Raw genomic sequence first — 19,880 nt, forward strand, 5'->3', positions numbered from 1 at the left:
GAGATATGATAACAGGTTATTTGGCATTAGATCCGATGGCTTTGCTGCGGGCGCTTCCGGGAAACGTGGCGCAGGGGCTGATATGGGGAATTATGGCATTGGGAGTATATATCACTTTCCGAATTTTGGACTTTGCGGATTTAACTGTAGATGGTTCGCTGGCAACGGGAGGTGCGGTGGCGGTTATGTTGATTCAGAGCGGCATGCACCCGGCTGTTTCTCTGGTGTTTGCATTCCTGGCAGGCATGGCGGCGGGATTTGTCACAGGGTTTCTGCATACGGCGCTGGGAATCCCCGGAATTCTGGCAAGTATTCTCACACAAATTTCCCTGTATTCTGTGAATTTGGGGATTATGGGAAAGGCAAACCAGAGTATTGGACTGACCCAGAGAAATCTGGTGGCTTCTTCCAGATATGTGACAGCAGATGACAGTGTTTTCTTTTTTGTGAAACTGGTGGCAGGATGTCTGATTCTGGTAGCAGTTGTGTACTGGCTTTTCGGTACGGAACTGGGCTCTTCTATCAGAGCTACGGGCTGTAATCCGCAGATGGCAAGGGCACAGGGCATTAATACAAACTTCACAAAGGTGATTGCACTGATGATTTCCAATGGACTGGTGGGTCTGTGCGGCGGCATCTATGCGCAGTATCAGGGTTCTGCAGACGTCAATGCAGGCCGTGGCGCTATCGTTATCGGTCTTGCAGCCGTGATTATCAGTGAAGTTATTTTTGCAAAACTGTGTGCCGGTAAGAAAATTGCATTTGCCTATACGCTGGCGGCTGTGTTTGTAGGCGCGATACTCTATTTTGTCGCTTATACACTGGTATTATGGCTGGGTGTAAAATCGGATTATATGAAGCTGTTTTCCGCTTTTGTAGTGGCTGTTTTCCTGGCGATTCCTTATCTGAAAGGGAAATATGCAGGGAAGAAGAGGAGGACAAAATAATGGGATACATGCTGGAAATTCAAAATGTACATAAAACTTTTAATCTGGGAACCATTAACGAGAAAATCGCTTTAAACGGTGTAAATTTAAATCTGAATCCAGGCGATTTTGTAACCATTATCGGCGGAAACGGAGCCGGAAAATCCACGACACTGAATGCCATTGCAGGTGTCTGGCCTATTGATGAGGGAAATATCATTGTAGACGGGGTGGATTTGACAAGACTTTCCGAACACAAGAGAGCCGTACATCTGGGAAGAGTCTTTCAGGACCCTATGATTGGCACAGCGGCTACCATGTCTATTGAAGAAAACATGGCCATTGCAGCCAGAAGGGGGGAACACCGGGGATTTCGGTGGGGAATTTCAAAAAAAGAGCGTGAGCAGTATAAAGAGCAGTTAAAAGAGCTGAATCTGGGACTGGAAGAGAGACTGAGCAGCAAAGTGGGACTGCTTTCCGGCGGTCAGAGACAGGCCATTACACTTCTGATGGCGGCTATGAAAAAGCCGAAACTACTGCTTTTAGATGAACATACAGCTGCCCTTGATCCCAAAACCGCGGCAAAGGTACTGGAGATTTCCGATAAAATTATCGAGGAAAATCAACTGACGGCTATGATGGTTACACATAATATGAAAGACGCCATTGCGCACGGAAACCGTCTGATTATGATGCACGAAGGACGGGTCATTTATGATGTGTCAGGAGAAGAAAAGAAAAAACTTCATGTTTCCGACCTTCTGGCAAAATTTGAGGAAGCCAGCGGAGGAGAATTTGCCAATGACAGAATGATGTTGGCATAAGACTTGAAAAACTCCCTTTCTTTGGGTATACTGTTGTATCAGAATGAACCAAAGGAAGGGAGTTTTTATGGAAACAAATGAATTTCTGGAGAAGCCCGTGAAGGGCTTATTTTATCGTTATCTGGTTCCTTCTATTATTGGAACTATGGTAACGTCTATTTATGTTCTGGCGGACACTATTATTATAGGAAAAGGGCTGGGAAGTGTGGCTATGGCTGCGCTGAATATCGCTTTGCCTATTTACAATATTTTCTTTGGCATTGGTCTGCTCTTTGGCGTGGGTGGTTCTGTGCTGATGTCAGTGTACCGGGGAAGGAACCTGAAGAAAGAGGCAGATGCCTACTATACAGCCGCCTTTTTTATGAATATTCTGGTGTGGCTGGTCTGTCTTGTGCTGTGCACGGTTTTTATGGAGGATTTGGCCTGGATGCTGGGCGGAACAGAGGAAACCATGCCTTACATTATGGATTACATTCCGTACATTATCTGGGGTATGGGCGGATACTTTCTTTCTGCCTTTTTGCAGACGGTTATCCGAAATGACGGTGCGCCGAAGCTGGCCATGAATGCAGTAATCGCAGGTGGTGTGACGAATATTATTTTAGATTATGTTTTTGTATTCCCTATGCAGATGGGAATGGCAGGAGCAGCCATAGCAACCGTCATTGGCTCCTGGCTTACCGTGGCGATTTTGTTTGTGCACTTCTTTACGAAGAAGAATCAGCTGAAGTTTAATTTCAAAGGAATCCGTCCCGCATTTATAAAAGAAATTGTGGTGAATGGATTTGCCAGCTTTTTGATTGAAGTTTCTGCGGGAATTACGATTTTCATTTTCAATCTGCAGCTTTTGAACTATGTGGGAAATATAGGAGTCACCGTGTTCGGCATTATCTGTAATGTTTCTATTGTGATTATGGGTCTGTGCAAAGGTGTGAACCAGGCGGCCCAGCCGATTATTTCCATGAATCATGGGGCCGGTAAGAGAGAAAGGACACAGGAGGTCCGGGGACTGGCTATGAGGAATTCTCTGCTTATCTGTGCTGTGCCGGTGCTTGTGGGATTGATTGTACCTAATTTTTATACATACATTTTCCTCAACCCGGATAAAGACATTCTGTCACTTTCCGCAGAGGCGGTAAGAATATACTTTGTAGGATTTATTTTCCTGGCTGTGAATATGGTGTATATTTCCTATTTCCAGTCCGTGGTGAAAAATATGTATTCCCTGATTATCTGTTTGCTGAGAGGATGTATTCTCGTCATTCTCTTCGTGTATTTGCTGCCGGTGTTTCTGGATGTGTCTGGTATCTGGCTGGCTTTCCCGGCGGCGGAACTACTTACCATGTTTGTGGGAAGCAGAATGATGAAAAAGGATTGACAAAACGAAAACAGGTGCTATAATAAATTACGTTATTTGCATATTGTGCCAATGGAAGGGTGCAGGAAAGCGGCGAAATGCCCACCGAAGGAGTAATACTCTCAGGGGTCTTTTACAAGACGAGACTGTATCTGGATGGCTCTCTGGAGAATCCCATTTATGGGTGCCGAAGGTGTAAGCAGACGGAAATCCGGCTGTGAATCTCTCAGGCAAAAGGACAGTGAAGTTTTTACAGTTGTTTTTGTGCTTCAAAAACGGCTGTGCACAAACGCATTTGCGCTTAAACTGAACTTGAAAAGAGGCTGTCACAGGACGCAGGACTTAAAAATACCATTTGGTATTTCTAAGATGCAGATTGTGACAGCCCTGTTTTTTTTCCAACAATATGCTCTCAATCTAAACAAAGGGAGATAGAAAAATGGAAATGGTAGCATCTGTTGTAGAAGTGGTGAACAAATTTTTGTGGGATTATGCGCTTTTAATCCTGCTTCTTGGAACCGGAATTATTTATTCCTTCAGTCTGAAATTTATTCAGATACGGAAGTTCGGCGCGGGAATGAAGAAAATGTTCGGCGGCTTTTCTCTTCATGGGAAAAGCAGTGAAAACGGTCTCAGTTCCTTTCAGGCTCTGGCGACAGCCATTGCAGCGCAGGTAGGTACGGGAAACATTGCCGGCGCAGCCACGGCCATTGCTTCCGGAGGACCGGGTGCAATTTTCTGGATGTGGGTCAGCGCATTCTTTGGTATGGCCACCATTTATGCGGAGGCCGTTATGGCGCAGCACACCAGAGTAAAAGAAAACGGCGTCATTGTAGGCGGTCCGGTGTACTACATAAAATATATTTTTAAAGGAAAATTCGGCAAATTCCTGGCAGGCTTTTTCTCAGTAGCCATCATTCTGGCACTGGGATTCATGGGAAATATGGTACAGTCCAACTCCATTGGAAGTTCTTTTTATAATGCTTTTGGTGTAAAACCCATGGTTGTAGGTGTTGTGATTGCCCTGGTAGCAGCGTTTATTTTTATCGGCGGAATTAATCGAATTGCAAGAGTGACGGAAAAAGTGGTTCCGTTAATGGCTCTGATTTATATTGTGGGCTGTCTGATTATTCTCTTTATGAATCTGGAAGGCACAGGCAGAGCTTTTCATGACATTTTTGTGGCAGCCTTTGACCCCAAAGCAGTTCTTGGAGGTGCGGCTGGTGTTACCGTACAGAAAGCCATGCGTTTCGGTGTGGCAAGAGGTCTGTTTTCCAATGAAGCTGGTATGGGTTCCACGCCTCACGCCCATGCAACTGCAGATGTAAAGCACCCGGGTGACCAGGGAATTATTGCCATGATGGGTGTGTTTATTGATACTTTTGTTATTTTGACGCTGACAGCGCTGGTAATTCTGTCCACAGGCGCTCTTGCAAGCGGAGAGACGGCAGCTGCGCTGGCACAGGTAGCTTTTGATTCTGCGTTTGGTTCTTTCGGAGAAGTTTTCATAGCGATTTGTATGCTGTTCTTTGCCTTTACGACCATTATCGGCTGGTACTATTTCGGAGAGGTGAATGTGCGTCACCTGCTTGGCAAAAAAGCCGTAAAGGTCTATGCTCTCCTGGTGGTTGTCTGTGTACTGGTTGGTTCCGGACTGAAAGTAGATTTGGTATGGAATATGTCTGATATGTTTAACGGACTTATGGTGATTCCGAACTTGATTGCAATTTTGGCCTCTATTAAGGTAGTTAAGCGCCTGAGTAAAGAGCACGAAAATTTGTAAAAAGTTTTGAAAATATGTGCTGGAAACAGTTGAAAAATTTCCCGATTTGCTTTATTCTATAATCTGTCGCAAAAACAGACACCATATTTATAGAAGGCTCAGGGAGGAAACAAAAGATGTGTGAAAAAACCGTGTGCTTTCAGCACATAGACGAAATAAAGGAATTTGTAAATGCAGCGTGCCGCTGTGATTTTGATATTGATATTATCAATGACCGTCTGACTATTGACGCAAAGTCCATTTTAGGTGTGTTAAGCCTGGAATACAATAAAGAACTGTGCGTCAGATATGAACAGCAGGATTCAGAATTTGAAAATGTTCTGGGTAAATTTGCAATCGCATAGAGAAAATTCCCGGACAGGGTGTTTACAAAGTGTGCAAGATGTGATAGCATGAAACATATATGTAAACACAGTGACAAAGAGAGTACATGTATGTCTCGTTTTACAGAGAGGCTTTCGTATGCTGAGAGAAAGCGAATGAGGATATGTGGAAGATGGCTTTTGAGAGGCGCACCGAAGTATGAGAGCATACCAAGGCTGCGACAGGTTCCGCCTGTTATAGCGGTAAGGTATGAATGTACCTGGTGAGGTCTGTGCCGCGAGGCAGAGACGAACAGAAGTGGTAACACGGGTAAATAGGACTCGTCTTCTTTGGAAACAGAGAAGACGGGTTTTTTTGCTTTCGGACAGAAGCTTTATACTGCGCCAATTATGAGCCGAACCCTTAGAACAGGAGGAAGAAAAAGTGGATAAAAAGAAATATTATATTACAACAGCCATTGCCTATACTTCAGGCAAACCTCATATCGGAAATACTTATGAGGCGGTTTTGGCGGACAGTATTGCCAGATTTAAAAGACAGCAGGGGTATGATGTATTTTTCCAGACAGGAACAGATGAACACGGACAGAAAATCGAATTAAAGGCAGCAGAAGCCGGCGTGACCTGCAAAGAATTTGTGGACAATGTGGCAGGGGAAATCAAGAGCATTTGGGACTTGATGAACACTTCCTATGACAAGTTTATCCGTACTACAGATGAAGACCACGAAAAACAGGTACAGAAGATTTTCAAAAAACTGTATGACCAGGGTGATATTTACAAAGGATACTATGAAGGTATGTATTGTACACCATGCGAGTCTTTCTTTACGGAATCCCAGCTGGTAGACGGCAAATGTCCGGACTGCGGACGTCCGGTGACACCTGCAAAAGAAGAGGCTTACTTCTTCAGAATGAGTAAATATGCACAGCGTTTGATTGACCACATCAACACCCATCCGGAATTCATTCAGCCGGTATCCAGAAAAAATGAAATGATGAACAATTTCCTTCTGCCGGGACTGCAGGATTTGTGTGTATCCAGAACTTCCTTTAAGTGGGGAATTCCGGTAGATTTCGACCCGAAACATGTGGTTTATGTGTGGCTGGACGCTCTGACTAACTATATTACAGGAATTGGCTATGACTGTGACGGAGAAAGCACGGAGCAGTTTAAGAAAGACTGGCCGGCAGACCTGCACTTAATCGGAAAAGACATCATCCGTTTCCATACCATTTACTGGCCGATTTTCCTTATGGCCCTGGATTTGCCGCTGCCAAAACAGGTATTCGGACATCCGTGGCTTTTACAGGGTGACGGAAAAATGAGCAAATCCAAGGGAAATGTGATTTACGCAGACCAGCTGGTAGATTTCTTCGGCGTGGACGCAGTTCGCTACTTTGTACTTCACGAAATGCCCTTTGAAAACGACGGGGTAATTACCTGGGAATTAATGGTAGAACGTCTGAACTCTGAACTGGCTAATACCCTGGGAAATCTGGTAAACAGAACGATTTCCATGTCCAACAAATATTTTGGCGGGGAAGTACGCAACACCAAGGTCTGCGAACCGGTAGACGAAGAGCTGAAAGCCGTTGTACTGGAAACAAAAGCGAAAGTAGCGGCAAAAATGGAAGAACTTCGTGTGGCAGACGCTATTACGGAAATCTTTACTCTGTTCAAGCGCTGCAACAAATATATTGATGAAACCATGCCATGGGCGCTGGCTAAGGATGAAGAAAAGAAAGACCGTCTGGCTACCGTACTGTATAATCTGGTAGAGGGTATCTGTATCGGCGCTTCCCTTTTGGAATCCTTTATGCCGGAAACCACAGAGAAGATTCTGGCACAGTTAAATGCCCAGAAGAGAACTTACGAAGAGCTGGATACATTTGGATTGTATCCGTCAGGAAATAAGGTAACAGAAAAGCCGGAAATCCTGTTTGCACGTCTGGACGTGAAAGAAGTTCTGGAAAAAGTGGAAGAGATGAGAGCCAAAGAAGCTGCCAAAGACGCACCAGAGGAAGCCAAAGACGAAGCGCCGGTCATTGACATTGAGGCAAAAGAAGAGGTTACTTTTGATGACTTTATGAAAATGCAGTTCCAGGTAGGAGAAATCATTGCATGCGAAGAGGTGAAGAAGTCTAAAAAGCTGCTGTGCTCTCAGGTGAAAATCGGAAGCCAGGTGAAACAGATTGTATCCGGTATTAAGGCACATTATAAGCCGGAGGATATGGTTGGAAAGAAGGTTATGGTTCTGGTGAACTTGAAACCGGCTAAGCTGGCTGGTATTTTGTCAGAGGGCATGATTCTCTGTGCAGAAGGACTGGACGGAGAACTGGCACTGATGACACCGGATAAAGAAATGCCGGCAGGGGCGGAAATCTGCTAGTCTACTGTATCAGGAAAGGATATGCCTGGCATACGGCCATTGAATTGCAGGCTGTAGATGGACTTAAAACATCTCAAGATCCCGATGCCTCTAAGCTGATTGCTAAGTTGGTACAGGCGGGAATTCTTGAGCCCGTATCCGGTTATGGAAAAGGCAGGGGCTGTTTCGGCAGCCCCTGTCCCTTTTATGGCTATAGAGAATTATTCCATTCTTCCGATATCATATACACTTCTGACACGGAGTTTTTCCGGTTCGCCTCTTAAGATTTTGACTCTTCTCGAGCCGCCATTCATATCAAAATAATTATCTTCCAGAACCAAATCTTCGTTTTCATTGAGAATTTCCACACTCTTTGCGTAAGTATCAGCCTGAACGATAATTTCATCACCTTCTACCCTCATTTGCAGATTTGGATTCTCATAGCAGAAATATTTCGGGTAGGAGAAAATAACAGTTCCGAAAGAGATTACAGTGTCGTTTTCCACAGCTTCATAGCTGACATACTGATGGAAAACGTCTGCTTCCGGCAGCAGTACCTTATCCATCCACAGAGCGGAGAAAGGTGAAACACATACGTCTGTTTTTCCCTCGCGGACCACAGAAGCGTCGGCATTTCGCAATGCCCAGCGCACGGTGAGTTTTTTCTCCTCAAAGGTTTCGTTGGTTACATTCAAGCGAATGGACTTTTCAAAAGTAAAGTGCTGGCGGTTCATATCTGCGCTGGCGGTCATCCAGTTTTGCTCTTCGCAGGAAATCATCACCGGTGCAAAGAAGCGTTTTGCATAATAATGCAGGGCTTTCCAGCGTCCATAATAATCAATGGAAGACCAGGAAGTTACAGGCCAGCAGTCGTTTAACTGCCAGTATACGGCGCCCATACATCTGCCCCGATTTCTGCGGAAATGTTCTACACCGTAGCGGATACCATCTGCCTGAAGAAGCTGGGAAGCATAAATCAGGGAGGAGAAGTCATAAGGGTATTTGTAAGTTTGCTGCAGATATCCCATGATTTTTCCGTTTGCCGCATTGTTTCTCTGATGTTTTTCCATGACATAGGAGAAAATATTCCAATCCTGCGGGTCGTCACTGATGCCTTCTTCTATGGTTTTCAGAGAAGGGAATGCCTGGAAACCAAATTCAGAGAGATAACGGAAGAAATATTTCCGGTACTCGGAAAACGGCTTGTTTCCATGCCATACCTGCCAGAAATGCACATCTCCCCGGTTCGGATCCTGTGGTTCCTCGAAAGAGCCGCCTGAGGAAGGGCTTGATGGCCAGTAAAAGGTTTCCGGATCGTATTTTTTCAGCACCTGAGGGATAATGCGTTCATACATAAAGAGGTAATCGCGTACCTCAGAGGGTTTGGATACCCATTCCCCATCTTTTACAAAGGATTCCATTTCATTATTTCCGCACCAGAGGCCAAGGCTTGCATGGTGGCGGAGACGTTTGATATTGTCGATAAATTCCTGTGTAATATTGGCTTCAAATTCCGGTGTCAGTTCGTAAACAGAGCAGGCAAACATAAAGTCTTCCCACACAATCAGTCCCAATTCATCACATAAATCGTAAAATTCATCATCCGGATAGTATCCGCCGCCCCATACACGGATACTGTTAAAGTTGGCCAGTTTGGCATCCATAAGAAGCTGACGCCGTTTGGCGGAATTGATTTTTCCAAGGAGGTGTTCTTCTGGGATATAGTCCGCACCCATGGCAAATACTTTCACGCCGTTCACCACATGCGCAAAGGTTTCGCCCCATTCGTCCTTTTCTACACACATGGTCAGAGTACGCAGACCGATTCTGCGTTCCCAGGTATCTACCAAATCCGTTCTGGCATAAAGTTCCAGCTTAACGGTGTAAAGCGGCTGTGCGCCCAAACCGTTTGGAAACCAGAGCATAGGGGAAAGGATTTCCATCTGTGTTGGATTACCCGAGAGCGTCTGGGATTCTCCATTTGGGTCTGTTACCGTTACACTATAGGTAAAATCTTCATTTGCAGTGCTGTTCAGACATTCCAGGGAAAGTTCTTTCTCTGGCTGATGGGGCAGGAGGAAAGAAGGGGCAAAGTGCAGAGTGACTTTGTTTTCTTCGTGTTTTTGTGTGACATATACAGAGTCAATGCGCGCCTTTTTCACACCTACAAGGGTAACGTCACGGAAAATGCCCGCATCCGGCAAATGAGCGCCCCAGTCCCAGCCATACATATAATGTGCTTTTCGGATATGGCTGAATCCCTCCCAGGCGTCCTCAGAGCCGCGGGTAGCACACTGAGCAAAGGCTTCGTCGGCAGCCTTTAAGGGAGAATGCAGAACCACTTTTAACTGATTTTTTTCCCGTAAAAGCAGAGAAGTAACGTCAAATTCCCAGGTACGGTGCATGTTGGCTGTCTGTCCTAAAAGGATATCATTGAAATAAACATCACTGATGGTATCAATGCCGTCAAAGCGCAGAATGCAAGCATCTTCCTCTAAAAGTTCCGGCAGAGGAGAAAAGGTGCAGGTATAGGTATAGTCTTCATCAATGACATCTCTCACTACATCCTCGTTGCCTTTCCAGTAAGGGTCCGGGATTTGGCCGTTATCTGCCAGCACAGTGTAGACGCTGGTCGGAATGGTGGCAGGGAAAGGTGTGGCGCAATTGTTTTTGTGTAAAAACCAGTTCTGATTTAATGATTGTTTTATCATAGTTTTCCTCCGATGATTTCATATATAGTGATTTTAACTACAGTATTTAACCCATGGTAACTTCTGCATATACATCTGTTTTGTCTGGCTTGAATGGAATTACATTGCCTTCGACAGCAACATCGTCAACCAAAAGTGTGCAAACACCCTTCTGTACATGTTGCGGATTGCGGATGGTAATGTGGTAATGGACCCCTCTGTATATACGATTCACAGTGAAATCACCGAAATCTTCTGGTACACAGGGGTCAATGCGCAGACCTTTCAGAGTAGGCTGAATACCGATAATATATTGTGAAACATTGACAAAGGTCCAGGCTGCGGTGCCGGTGAGCCAGCTGTTCTTGGCTTCACCGAAGCGAGGTGCATCTTTTCCGGCTATCATTTGGGAGTATACATAAGGCTCTGTCCGGTGGATTTCACTGATATCTTCCAGAAATGCGGGGCAAATCTTTCTGTATACGTCAAAGGCACGGTTTCCGTGTCCGAGAATGGCCTCGGAGATAGAAACCCATGGATTGTTATGGCAGAAGATACCTGCATTTTCCTTATATCCCGGCGGATAAGAGGAAATTTCCCCCAAATTCAAATGATAGTGTGTATAAGGCGGCTGTAGAATGGTAATGCCATACTTGGTATCCAGTAACTTCTCGGTGGATTTCAGAGCCTGCTCGGCAATTCCTTCTTCAATACCTACACCGGAAAGCGGCAGGAAACCCTGAGGTTCAATGAAAATTTTTCCTTCTTCACACTCTGCTGAACCAATCTTATCTCCATTGGCATCATAAGCCCGCAGGAACCATTTGCCGTCCCAGCCGTCTTTTAAGATGGCATCGTAAACTTTTGATACCTCGCTTTGAGCATGCTCAGTTTCTGCTGTATTCCCAACCAGACGGCACAGTTCAGCGTATTCGCGGCCGTACTTGACGAACATACCTGCAATAAAAACAGATTCTGCGACAGGTCCCTCGCTTGGGCCGAAGGTCTGGAATGATTCTCCGGGGTGCTCTGAATAACAGTTCAGATTCAGACAGTCGTTCCAGTCTGCGCGTCCGATAAGAGGAAGTCCATGTGGGCCTTTGTGAGAAACAATAAATTCAAAGGAACGTTTCAGGTGTTCCATAAGAGGTACGGCAGTTTCTTCCCGATTGTTGAAAGGTACCATTTCTTCCAGGATAGAAGTATCCCCGGTTTCGCGAATATAAGCGGAAACTGCAGCAATGAGCCATAGTGGGTCATCGTTAAATCCACTTCCGATATCAGAATTTCCTTTTTTTGTCAATGGCTGGTACTGATGATAGGCGCTCCCGTCTTCAAACTGTGTGGAGGCAATATCAATAATTCTGATACGGGCGCGTTCCGGAATCAAATGCACAAAGCCAAGAAGGTCTTGACAGGAGTCACGGAAGCCCATACCGCGCCCAATTCCGGATTCATAATAAGAAGCAGAACGTGACATGTTAAAGGTTACCATGCACTGGTACTGATTCCAGATATTTACCATACGGTTTACCTTTTCGTTTTTCGTAGTAATCTGGAAACGAGATAAAAGTTCAGTCCAGTAGTTTTTCAGCGCTGCAAAAGCCTGGTCAACGCTTTGCTTGGAAGCATATTTTTCCAGAAGAATTTCAGCTGGTTTTTTATTTATAATGTTGGCTGTTTCCCACTTTTCTTCTTTGAGATTTTCGGCATAGCCCAAAACAAAAATAAAGGTTTTGTTTTCCCCTGGTTTGAGACAAAGGTCAATCTGATGAGAAGCAATGGGATACCAGCCGCTGGCTACAGAATCCGTTAATTGTCCGGCAGCAATGGCAGCAGGTCTTTCGGCGCTTCCGTAAACGCCCAGAAGAGCGTCTCTGCTGGTCTCAAAGTGATTTATGGGTGCGTTTACACTGTAAAAGGCATAGTGATTACGGCGTTCTCTGTATTCTGTTTTGTGATAGATGACGGAATCTTTTATCTCCACTTCGCCGGTGCTCAGATTTCGCTGGAAGTTTCGAGAATCGTCATCTGCATTCCACAGACACCATTCTACATAAGAGAAAAGACTCAAACTCTTTTCTTCTTCGGAATTATTCGTTAAGGTAATTTTCTGGATTTCGCAGGAATCTTTTAAAGGAACAAAAGTTAAAAGGTTTACTGCAATTTGGTTTTTACTGCTTTTGAAAATGCTGTAGCCCATACCGTGGCGGCATTCATAAGTATCCAGAGGGGTTTTGGAAGGCTGCCAGCCGGGATTCCATATTGTATTTTCGTCCTTAATGTAGAAATAATGTCCATTGGTGTCATAAGGAATATTGTTGTAACGGTAACGGGTCATGCGGAGAAGTTTGGCGTCTTTATAGAAGCAATAACCTCCGCAAGTGTTGGAAATTAAAGAGAAAAAATTATCAGAACCGAGATAATTAATCCATGGAAGAGGTGTATCCGGCTGTTGGATGACATATTCTCTGGATAAATCATCAAAAAAACCATATTTCATAATAAGAGACCTCCTGAATATATAAGGGATTTCAAGAAAACGATTTAGTAATCTCATCTCATATAATCAGTCAGTATGTATAGAAAAATAGGAATAACTTTAAAATACAAGGCAATTATACCAAAAGAAACAGAAAAAAACAAGACGAATATATGAAAAAACAAAAAATGCAATGAAATTTACGAAACTGTTTCGTTAGCTGTAAAAAGAATAAAAGAAAAATATACAAAAAATATGCTTTATTCATGAAAAGATATGATATTATTATGTGGTAAATATACAAAAAAATCAAAATCACGAAAATAGTATTGCGAAAACATTGGAGATTATGGAAAATATGTTGCAAGAAAACGATTTAGTAAATGCTCAGATTTATACATGTTGTCCGAGGACAAAAAAGAAACGGAGGCGCAGAAAGATGGAAGAAAGCATTTCTCTAAAGGATATAGCCAGAATGTGCAATGTTTCTGTTTCTACAGTCAGCAAAGCCATGAACGACAGACCGGATATCAGCAGTTCCAAGAAAGAGGAGATTCGCAGAATTGCAAAAGAAATGAATTACATTCCCAATTATATGGCTTCTACTCTAAAGAGCAAGCATACACGAAATATTGGTGTACTGCTATCGGAGCAGACGGGTCAGGGACTTTTGCATGAGCATTTCGCCAGAATTCTCAACAGCTTTAAGGTTACTGTGGAAGAGAGGGGATATGTTATGACATTTTTAAATGCCAGCAATTCTCCAAATCGTCTTTCTTATATGGAGCAGTGCAAGTATATGCGGTTTGATGGGATTTTTATTCTTTGTGCAGACTATCAGTTGGATGAGGTCAGAGAAATTCTGGATTCAGATATGCCGGTGGTAGTGGTAGATAATACACTTCCAAAGCATGTGAATATTGCATCGAACCAGTACGGGGATATGCGCAGACTGATACAGTTTGTTTATGACAGAGGACATCGAAAAATTGCTTATATTCATGGACAGAATAGCGAAGTTACCAGAGGGCGTCTGGAAGCCTATATGAGTTTTATGAAGGAACATAAACTTTCAGTACGCAGAGAATATGTGTATACATGTCCTTACAGAGATACAGAGCGTTCCGTTTCTTTAACGAAAACGTTGTTGTCTGTACCAGACAAACCAAGTTGTATTCTTTATCCGGATGATTTAGCAGCAGTTGCCGGAATGAATGCAATCCAGGAAATGGGACTTAGGGTACCGGAAGACATATCTGTAGTTGGATATGACGGTCTGAGTCTGACATCTTTTGTAAGACCAAGAATTGCAACAATTCATCAGGATACGGTATCCATGGGGATTCAGGCAGGGAATAAATTAATTAACCGTATTGAATTTCCTGAAGAAAAATTGCGGGCAGAGACTGTTGTGGTAGACGGCATGGTAGAGCCGGGAGAGTCTGTCACTGTATGGAAAAATATTGGTTAAAAAAACCAGGTAAAGCCATCTAAGATTATAGTCTGCAGGAGAGTCTGCGGGTTATAGATATAAGTTATTTTATCATTAAGGAGGACTATGGTATGAGAAATCGCAGTAAAATAATCAGTATCTTATTAGCAACGGCAATGGCAGGAAGCATGTTGGCAGGATGTGGCGGAGGAAATAATGAAGAAAACAACTCTGGATCCAGTGAAAGCAGCAGCGAACAGGCATCTGAGAGCAAAGAAAAAGATACTTCAGTATTAGCAGAAGGCTCTGATAATGAACTTACTTATAAAGGAGAGCTTTCTCTGATGCACTATTCCACTTCAGAAGAATCAGAAGGGAATGGTGGTTCCGACGGATTCCGTTCTGTAATTGCTCAGTGGGAAAAAGGTCATTCAGATATTACTTTAAACCAGAGTGTACTTTCTAATGATGATTATAAAACACAGATTGCTACTCAGGCAGCGGCAGATGATCTTCCGGATATTTTCTTACTGCAGGGAATGAATACAAAGACGTGGGCAGAGCAGGGACTGATTCTGGATATGACAGATATCATTAAAGAATCTCCTTATTATGATTCCTACAATACTGATTTCTTTACTCCGTTTACGACAGACGGAAAAACATACGGACTTCCTGTACTGACTACGGGTACCTGTACAGTGGTTATGTATGATAAACAGGCATGGAAAGACGCTGGATATGACAGTTTCCCGGATAATTGGGAAGATGTAAAGAAAGCGGATGAATATTTTAAAGATAATGGTTATTCTGAAACCATCGCGTTTGGTAATGGAGGAAAATGGCAAATTAACTCCTGTTTCCTTTCCGTTATAGGCGATAGATATACAGGTGGTGACTGGTTCCAGTCTTTGGTTGATAAGGGAGGCGCTTCTTTTACGGACCAGCAGTTTGTAGATGCATTGACCTTTACACAGGATATTTTTGAATCAGGAGTCTTTAATGAAGACTTTAATGCTATCGGAAACGAAGACGCCAGAGAATATTATATTTCTGGTGATGCACCTGCTTATATCTGTGGTAACTGGGACGTAAGCTATATTCAGGCTACACTTAAAGAGGAAGATCCGGAATTATATGAAAATACAGGATTTGCAGTGCTTCCTCAGCCGGAAGGAGCAACAGGTTCTACAGGAACACAGAATATCGGACTGGGCTATGCAGTTGCTATTAATTCAAAAGTTGCAGACGACCCGGATAAACTGGCAGCAGCTATTGATTTTGCAGAATACGTAACAGGACCTGCCTTTGCTAAGTATGTAGGAGAAAATTATGCACTTCAGGGATTAACAAAAGCAGATGTGGATTTAAGTGGATTTGATCAATTCACACAAGATTTTTATAACTATTCTTATACAGATACAGAAACCTGCGAAATTTATGATTCTTATATTAACAGTGCTGTTTGGGAAGTTTTGAATACAGAGGTACAGAGCATGTTAAATGGGGATACTACACCAGAAGAGGTTGCTAAAAAGACACAGGAAGCATATACCAAAAATTATTAAAGAATTTTGTGAACAGAGGGGCCGCAGAAATTGGCCCCTTTTTAGGAAAAGAGGAGGAGGCGCTTTATGTTATCGAGAAAACCAAAGCCCCAGGTAATTATTGGATATTTAATAGTCCCTTTACTTTTATATGTATTTGCAGTATTTGTCCCTTTGCTGGCATCTTTATTTTACAGCTTATTTGAGTGGAAGGGCGGACCAAATAAAACATTTATTGGAATTGAAAACTATATCACATTATTGAAAGATTCTACTTTCTGGAATGCCTTTGGACATAATATCTATCTGGTTGTACTGTGCGTAATTGGACAGGTTGGAATTGCTTTTGTTTTTGTTATGATTATCAGCACCAGATTTGTAAAAATGAAAGGAATGCACAGAACCTTTGGATTTTTTCCAAGCACAGTATCAGCGGTTGCGGTAGGTTTTATTTGGACCATGATTTATGATAACAGACGAGGTATCCTAAACTGGTTTCTGGAAGTTATCGGACAGGAAGATAAGAAGCAGGTATGGCTTAACAATCCTGATATTGTTATGACGTTGGTAGCAATTCCGCTGATTTGGCAGTTTATTGGATATTATATGGTGATTCTCCTTTCAGCTACGTCAGCTATTGACAAGGAAATTCTGGAGTCTGCGGAATTAGATGGGGCCAGTGCAGTACAGAGAGCTCTTTATGTGGTAATTCCTATGATTAAAAATACTATTGCTGTATGTATTGTGCTCTGTGTATCCGGTAATATGAAAGCCTTTGATAATATTTACGTTATGACAGCCGGCGGTCCTGGTGATGCATCTATGGTTATGGCGATGTATGGTTACTCAGTATCCTTCAAACAACAGAATATGGGATACGGAAGTGCGATTTCTGTTGGTATCTTTGTGCTGGGAATGTTAGTGATTGGACTTATGCAGCTTTTCCAGAGAGCAGTTAACAGGGAAAAGGAGTGATAGAAAATGAGTGGAAAGAGTTATGGTATGACAACAGGCAAACGGATTGGTAATGGAGTAAAGTCGGGTATTCTGAATCTGATTATGCTGATTTTTTCTCTCTCCTGTATTTTTCCTCTGGTATGGATGTTATATTCGTCCCTGAAAGTAAAGAGAGAATTTAATAGAGATATTATAGGGCTTCCTTCCAATCCGACACTTGAAAATTTTGTAAAGGTGTTGACAAACCCGGATTATCACATTGGGGATTCTATTCTGAATAGTGTGAGAACTACCGTAATTTCCGTGTTTTTTATTGTGTTATTTGGATTTATCATGGGATATTTTCTTGCCAGAATCAAATTCAAAGGAAGTAAAATCATCTGGATTATGCTTCTAATGGGAATGTTGATTCCTGTACATTCTTTGCTAGTGCCTATTTATGTTGTATTTAATAAAACCGGATTATCAAACCAGTGGTTTACCCTGATAATTCCTTATGTGGCCTTTGGACTTCCTATATCGGTATTTCTGTGTCAGGGATTTATTAAAGAGATTCCAACCGCATTGGAAGAGGCAGCGGCGATTGACGGCTGTTCTTTCTCGGGTACACTGTTTAAAGTTATTATGCCTATTTGTAAGCCAATTATGATTACGGTTGCAATTCTTCAGACCTTTAGCTGTTGGAATGAGTTTTCCTTTGCATTGGTACTGATTAAGGATACAGCATTGCAGACGGTACCTCTGGCCATGACACAGTTTACCGGACAGTTCTCTTCCGACTATCCGAAGATTATGGCGGCTATGTTGATTACTATGGCACCGATTGTTATTTTATATTTTGCATTCAGCAAACAGATTATTAAAGGAATGGTTGCAGGTGCGGTGAAAGGTTAAGAAAAGCAATGGAAAAACAGATAGTAATAGAAGAAAACGGTATACATATTGTATTTGAAATTGAAGAGGACGGGAATTTTAAATTACTCCACTTTTCTGCACTTCCTTTTCAAGCGGAAAAGATAACAGAGGCGACGAAAGAGGCAGGATTTAATTTCATAGAAATGAACCTTTACGGATTTGACCGTCCTCATGAGAGACATGGAAACAAGTACATTGTGACTTCCCATGGTTTCCGAATGAAATATGTGTCTCACACAGACGAGAGAAATGAAAAGGGACGTGTTTTAAAATTCATTACCTCAGATGAGGAGACCAAGATGCAGGTGGAATCCGTATGGCAGTTCTATGACGGAATTCCCATCGTCCGTATGCAGCACACAGTAGAAAATCAGGGAGAGGAAGTACAGACTCTGGATTATATTTCTACGTTCAATTACATGGGGATTGAAAAAGAAGGTGCAAAAAGACAGGATGAAAAACTGCTTTTGAAGCTGCCTCATAATGGCTGGCAGCGAGAGATGAACTGGAAAGATTATACGTTAAAGGATTTGGGAATGGAACTGGTTCAGCCAAAAGAGATTCAGCGCTCTTCCAATCATTTCCATGTAAGCAATACGGGAAACTGGTCTTCTAAAGAGTTTTTGCCTATGGCCTATCTGGAAAATCAGGAAACGGGTTCTTCTTTGTACTGGCAGATTGAAAACAATGGTTCCTGGCATTGGGAAATCGGCGACCAGAACGGACATTTATATCTGGCTCTGGGCGGACCAAATGAATTGTATTCCCATTGGTTTAAAAATCTGAAGCCGGGCGAATCCTTTATTACGGTACCGGCAGCAGTGGGAGTGTCTCTGGACGGATTTGACGGTTCTATGGCAGAATTGACGAAATATCGGAGAATTATCCGCAGAAAGAACCAGGACAATGAGACTTGTAAAATTATTTTTAATGATTATATGAACTGCCTTTTTGCTGACCCCACAACAGAAAAGGAAATTCCGCTCATAGACGAAGCAGCAAAAGCGGGCTGTGAATATTTCTGTATTGATGCGGGCTGGTATGCCAAAGGATTTTGGTGGGATGCAGTAGGTGAGTGGGAAGAAAGCAGAGAGCGTTTTCCAAATGGTCTGAAAGAAGTTACAGACTATATCCGTTCCAAAGGAATGATACCGGGTATCTGGCTGGAACCGGAGGTTATGGGAATTAACTGCGAACTGGCAAAAAAATTGCCGGACACCTGGTTCTTTGTAAGACACGGAAAACGTATTTATGACAGAAGCCGTTATCAACTGGATTACAGGAATTCAGAAGTACGTGAATATATGACGTCTGTTGTGGATCGTCTGATTCAGGAATATGGAATCGGCTATATTAAGATGGATTATAACATAGAGCCGGGAATCGGAACAGAATATGCTGCGGAAAGTCCGGGAGAGGGTATGCTGGCGCATGAGCGGGCATATCTGCAGTGGCTGGACGGTCTGTTTGAAAAATATCCGGAACTGGTAATTGAAAACTGTTCCAGCGGAGGGCTGCGTATTGATTATGCAATGCTTTCCAGGTACAGCATACAATCCACCTCAGACGAGGAAGATTACCGATACTACGCTACTATTGCAGCCAATTCACCTAGCGGACTGACGCCTGAACAGAGTGCGGTATGGTCTTATCCGCTGCCGGAGGGGGACAGAGAAGCTACTGTCTTTAATATGGTAAATGCTATGCTTTTAAGGATTCATCAGAGCGGACGTCTGGATAAAATTTCCAAGGAGGAAAAGGCTCTCGTAAAAGAGGGACTGGATTGTTACAAGTCCATACGCGGGGATATTAAGAACGCGCTTCCTTTCTGGCCTTTGGGGCTGTCTGCATTTGATGATGAATGGGTGGCTCTTGGACTTCGGACAGAAGAGAAGATATATCTTTCTGTGTGGAGAAGAAGCGGAAATATGCCATGTGTTTCGATTCCGATTCCGGAAGGAAAGGGAAAAGCAGCAAAAGTTGTCTGCCGTTATCCTTCCTTTAATACAAACGCATGTGAATGGAATCGGGCAGCTGGAACGTTGAGCGTGAACTTTGAAAGAGAAAATATGGCGCGATTTTATGAAATAAAGTTATGTGAAGAAAATTGAAATAAGGGCAGGAGGGTGGTAATTAGTACCTTCCTGTCCTTTGTTGTGTCAGCAATGAAATAAACCACCTGCTATGCGGGTGGTGGGAGAAATCTTTAGATATAAGCAAGAACTCCTGTGCTATGATGAATGTGGGTCTGCAAAACCACAAATAAAAGCACA

13 protein-coding genes and 1 riboswitch are annotated in these 19,880 nt (G+C 43.1%); of the genes, 11 read left to right on the forward strand and 2 right to left on the reverse strand.

Annotated features, from left to right (window positions below):
- Positions 1-5 precede the first annotated feature (5 nt).
- The 6 genes from WBS51_RS08080 to metG all read left to right on the forward strand — a co-directional run bounded on the left by WBS51_RS08080 (position 6) and on the right by metG (position 7,605).
- Entirely contained in the window at positions 6-947 is a 942-nt protein-coding gene (locus WBS51_RS08080; RefSeq protein ID WP_173749380.1) for an ABC transporter permease, read from the forward strand.
- Positions 948-955: 8 nt separating this feature from the next.
- Positions 956-1,750 carry an ABC transporter ATP-binding protein gene (locus tag WBS51_RS08085; RefSeq protein WP_173749453.1) on the forward strand — a complete coding sequence of 265 codons (795 nt, stop codon included), beginning with the start codon at positions 956-958 and terminating at the stop codon, positions 1,748-1,750.
- Between the two features lie 67 nt (positions 1,751-1,817).
- A complete protein-coding gene (locus WBS51_RS08090) occupies positions 1,818-3,128 on the forward strand; it encodes an MATE family efflux transporter (protein ID WP_173749381.1) in 1,311 nt (436 codons plus the stop codon).
- A 133-nt stretch (positions 3,129-3,261) separates the two neighbouring features.
- Positions 3,262-3,359, forward strand: a riboswitch (glycine riboswitch).
- Between the two features lie 187 nt (positions 3,360-3,546).
- Positions 3,547-4,890, forward strand: a complete 1,344-nt coding sequence (locus tag WBS51_RS08095; RefSeq protein ID WP_173749382.1) for an alanine/glycine:cation symporter family protein — start codon at positions 3,547-3,549, stop codon at positions 4,888-4,890.
- Between the two features lie 116 nt (positions 4,891-5,006).
- A complete protein-coding gene (locus tag WBS51_RS08100) occupies positions 5,007-5,234 on the forward strand; it encodes an HPr family phosphocarrier protein (protein WP_173749383.1) in 228 nt (75 codons plus the stop codon).
- A gap of 403 nt (positions 5,235-5,637) precedes the next feature.
- Positions 5,638-7,605, forward strand: coding sequence for a methionine--tRNA ligase (metG, locus tag WBS51_RS08105; protein ID WP_294459788.1), 1,968 nt, complete (start codon positions 5,638-5,640; stop codon positions 7,603-7,605).
- 200 nt (positions 7,606-7,805) lie between these two features.
- On the opposite strand, the gene WBS51_RS08110 is transcribed toward metG, so the two are convergent.
- Positions 7,806-10,295 carry a beta-mannosidase gene (locus WBS51_RS08110; protein WP_291681838.1) on the reverse strand — a complete coding sequence of 830 codons (2,490 nt, stop codon included), beginning with the start codon at positions 10,293-10,295 and terminating at the stop codon, positions 7,806-7,808.
- Positions 10,296-10,341: 46 nt separating this feature from the next.
- A complete protein-coding gene (locus tag WBS51_RS08115) occupies positions 10,342-12,777 on the reverse strand; it encodes a GH36-type glycosyl hydrolase domain-containing protein (RefSeq protein ID WP_291681836.1) in 2,436 nt (811 codons plus the stop codon).
- A 418-nt stretch (positions 12,778-13,195) separates the two neighbouring features.
- Here WBS51_RS08115 and WBS51_RS08120 point away from each other — a divergent pair, with 418 nt between their 5' ends.
- The 5 genes from WBS51_RS08120 to WBS51_RS08140 all read left to right on the forward strand — a co-directional run bounded on the left by WBS51_RS08120 (position 13,196) and on the right by WBS51_RS08140 (position 19,718).
- Positions 13,196-14,227, forward strand: coding sequence for a LacI family DNA-binding transcriptional regulator (locus tag WBS51_RS08120; RefSeq protein ID WP_330489580.1), 1,032 nt, complete (start codon positions 13,196-13,198; stop codon positions 14,225-14,227).
- A 92-nt stretch (positions 14,228-14,319) separates the two neighbouring features.
- Positions 14,320-15,756, forward strand: a complete 1,437-nt coding sequence (locus WBS51_RS08125) for an extracellular solute-binding protein (protein WP_291681832.1) — start codon at positions 14,320-14,322, stop codon at positions 15,754-15,756.
- Between the two features lie 66 nt (positions 15,757-15,822).
- Positions 15,823-16,710, forward strand: a complete 888-nt coding sequence (locus WBS51_RS08130; RefSeq protein ID WP_291681830.1) for a carbohydrate ABC transporter permease — start codon at positions 15,823-15,825, stop codon at positions 16,708-16,710.
- 6 nt (positions 16,711-16,716) lie between these two features.
- Positions 16,717-17,586, forward strand: coding sequence for a carbohydrate ABC transporter permease (locus tag WBS51_RS08135; protein WP_291681829.1), 870 nt, complete (start codon positions 16,717-16,719; stop codon positions 17,584-17,586).
- An 8-nt stretch (positions 17,587-17,594) separates the two neighbouring features.
- Positions 17,595-19,718 (forward strand): glycoside hydrolase family 36 protein, encoded by a 2,124-nt coding sequence (locus WBS51_RS08140; protein ID WP_291681827.1) that lies wholly within the window; start codon positions 17,595-17,597, stop codon positions 19,716-19,718.
- The last annotated feature ends 162 nt before the right edge of the window (positions 19,719-19,880 follow it).

Source organism: Blautia acetica, from assembly GCF_038739805.1.
Classification (GTDB): domain Bacteria; phylum Bacillota; class Clostridia; order Lachnospirales; family Lachnospiraceae; genus Blautia.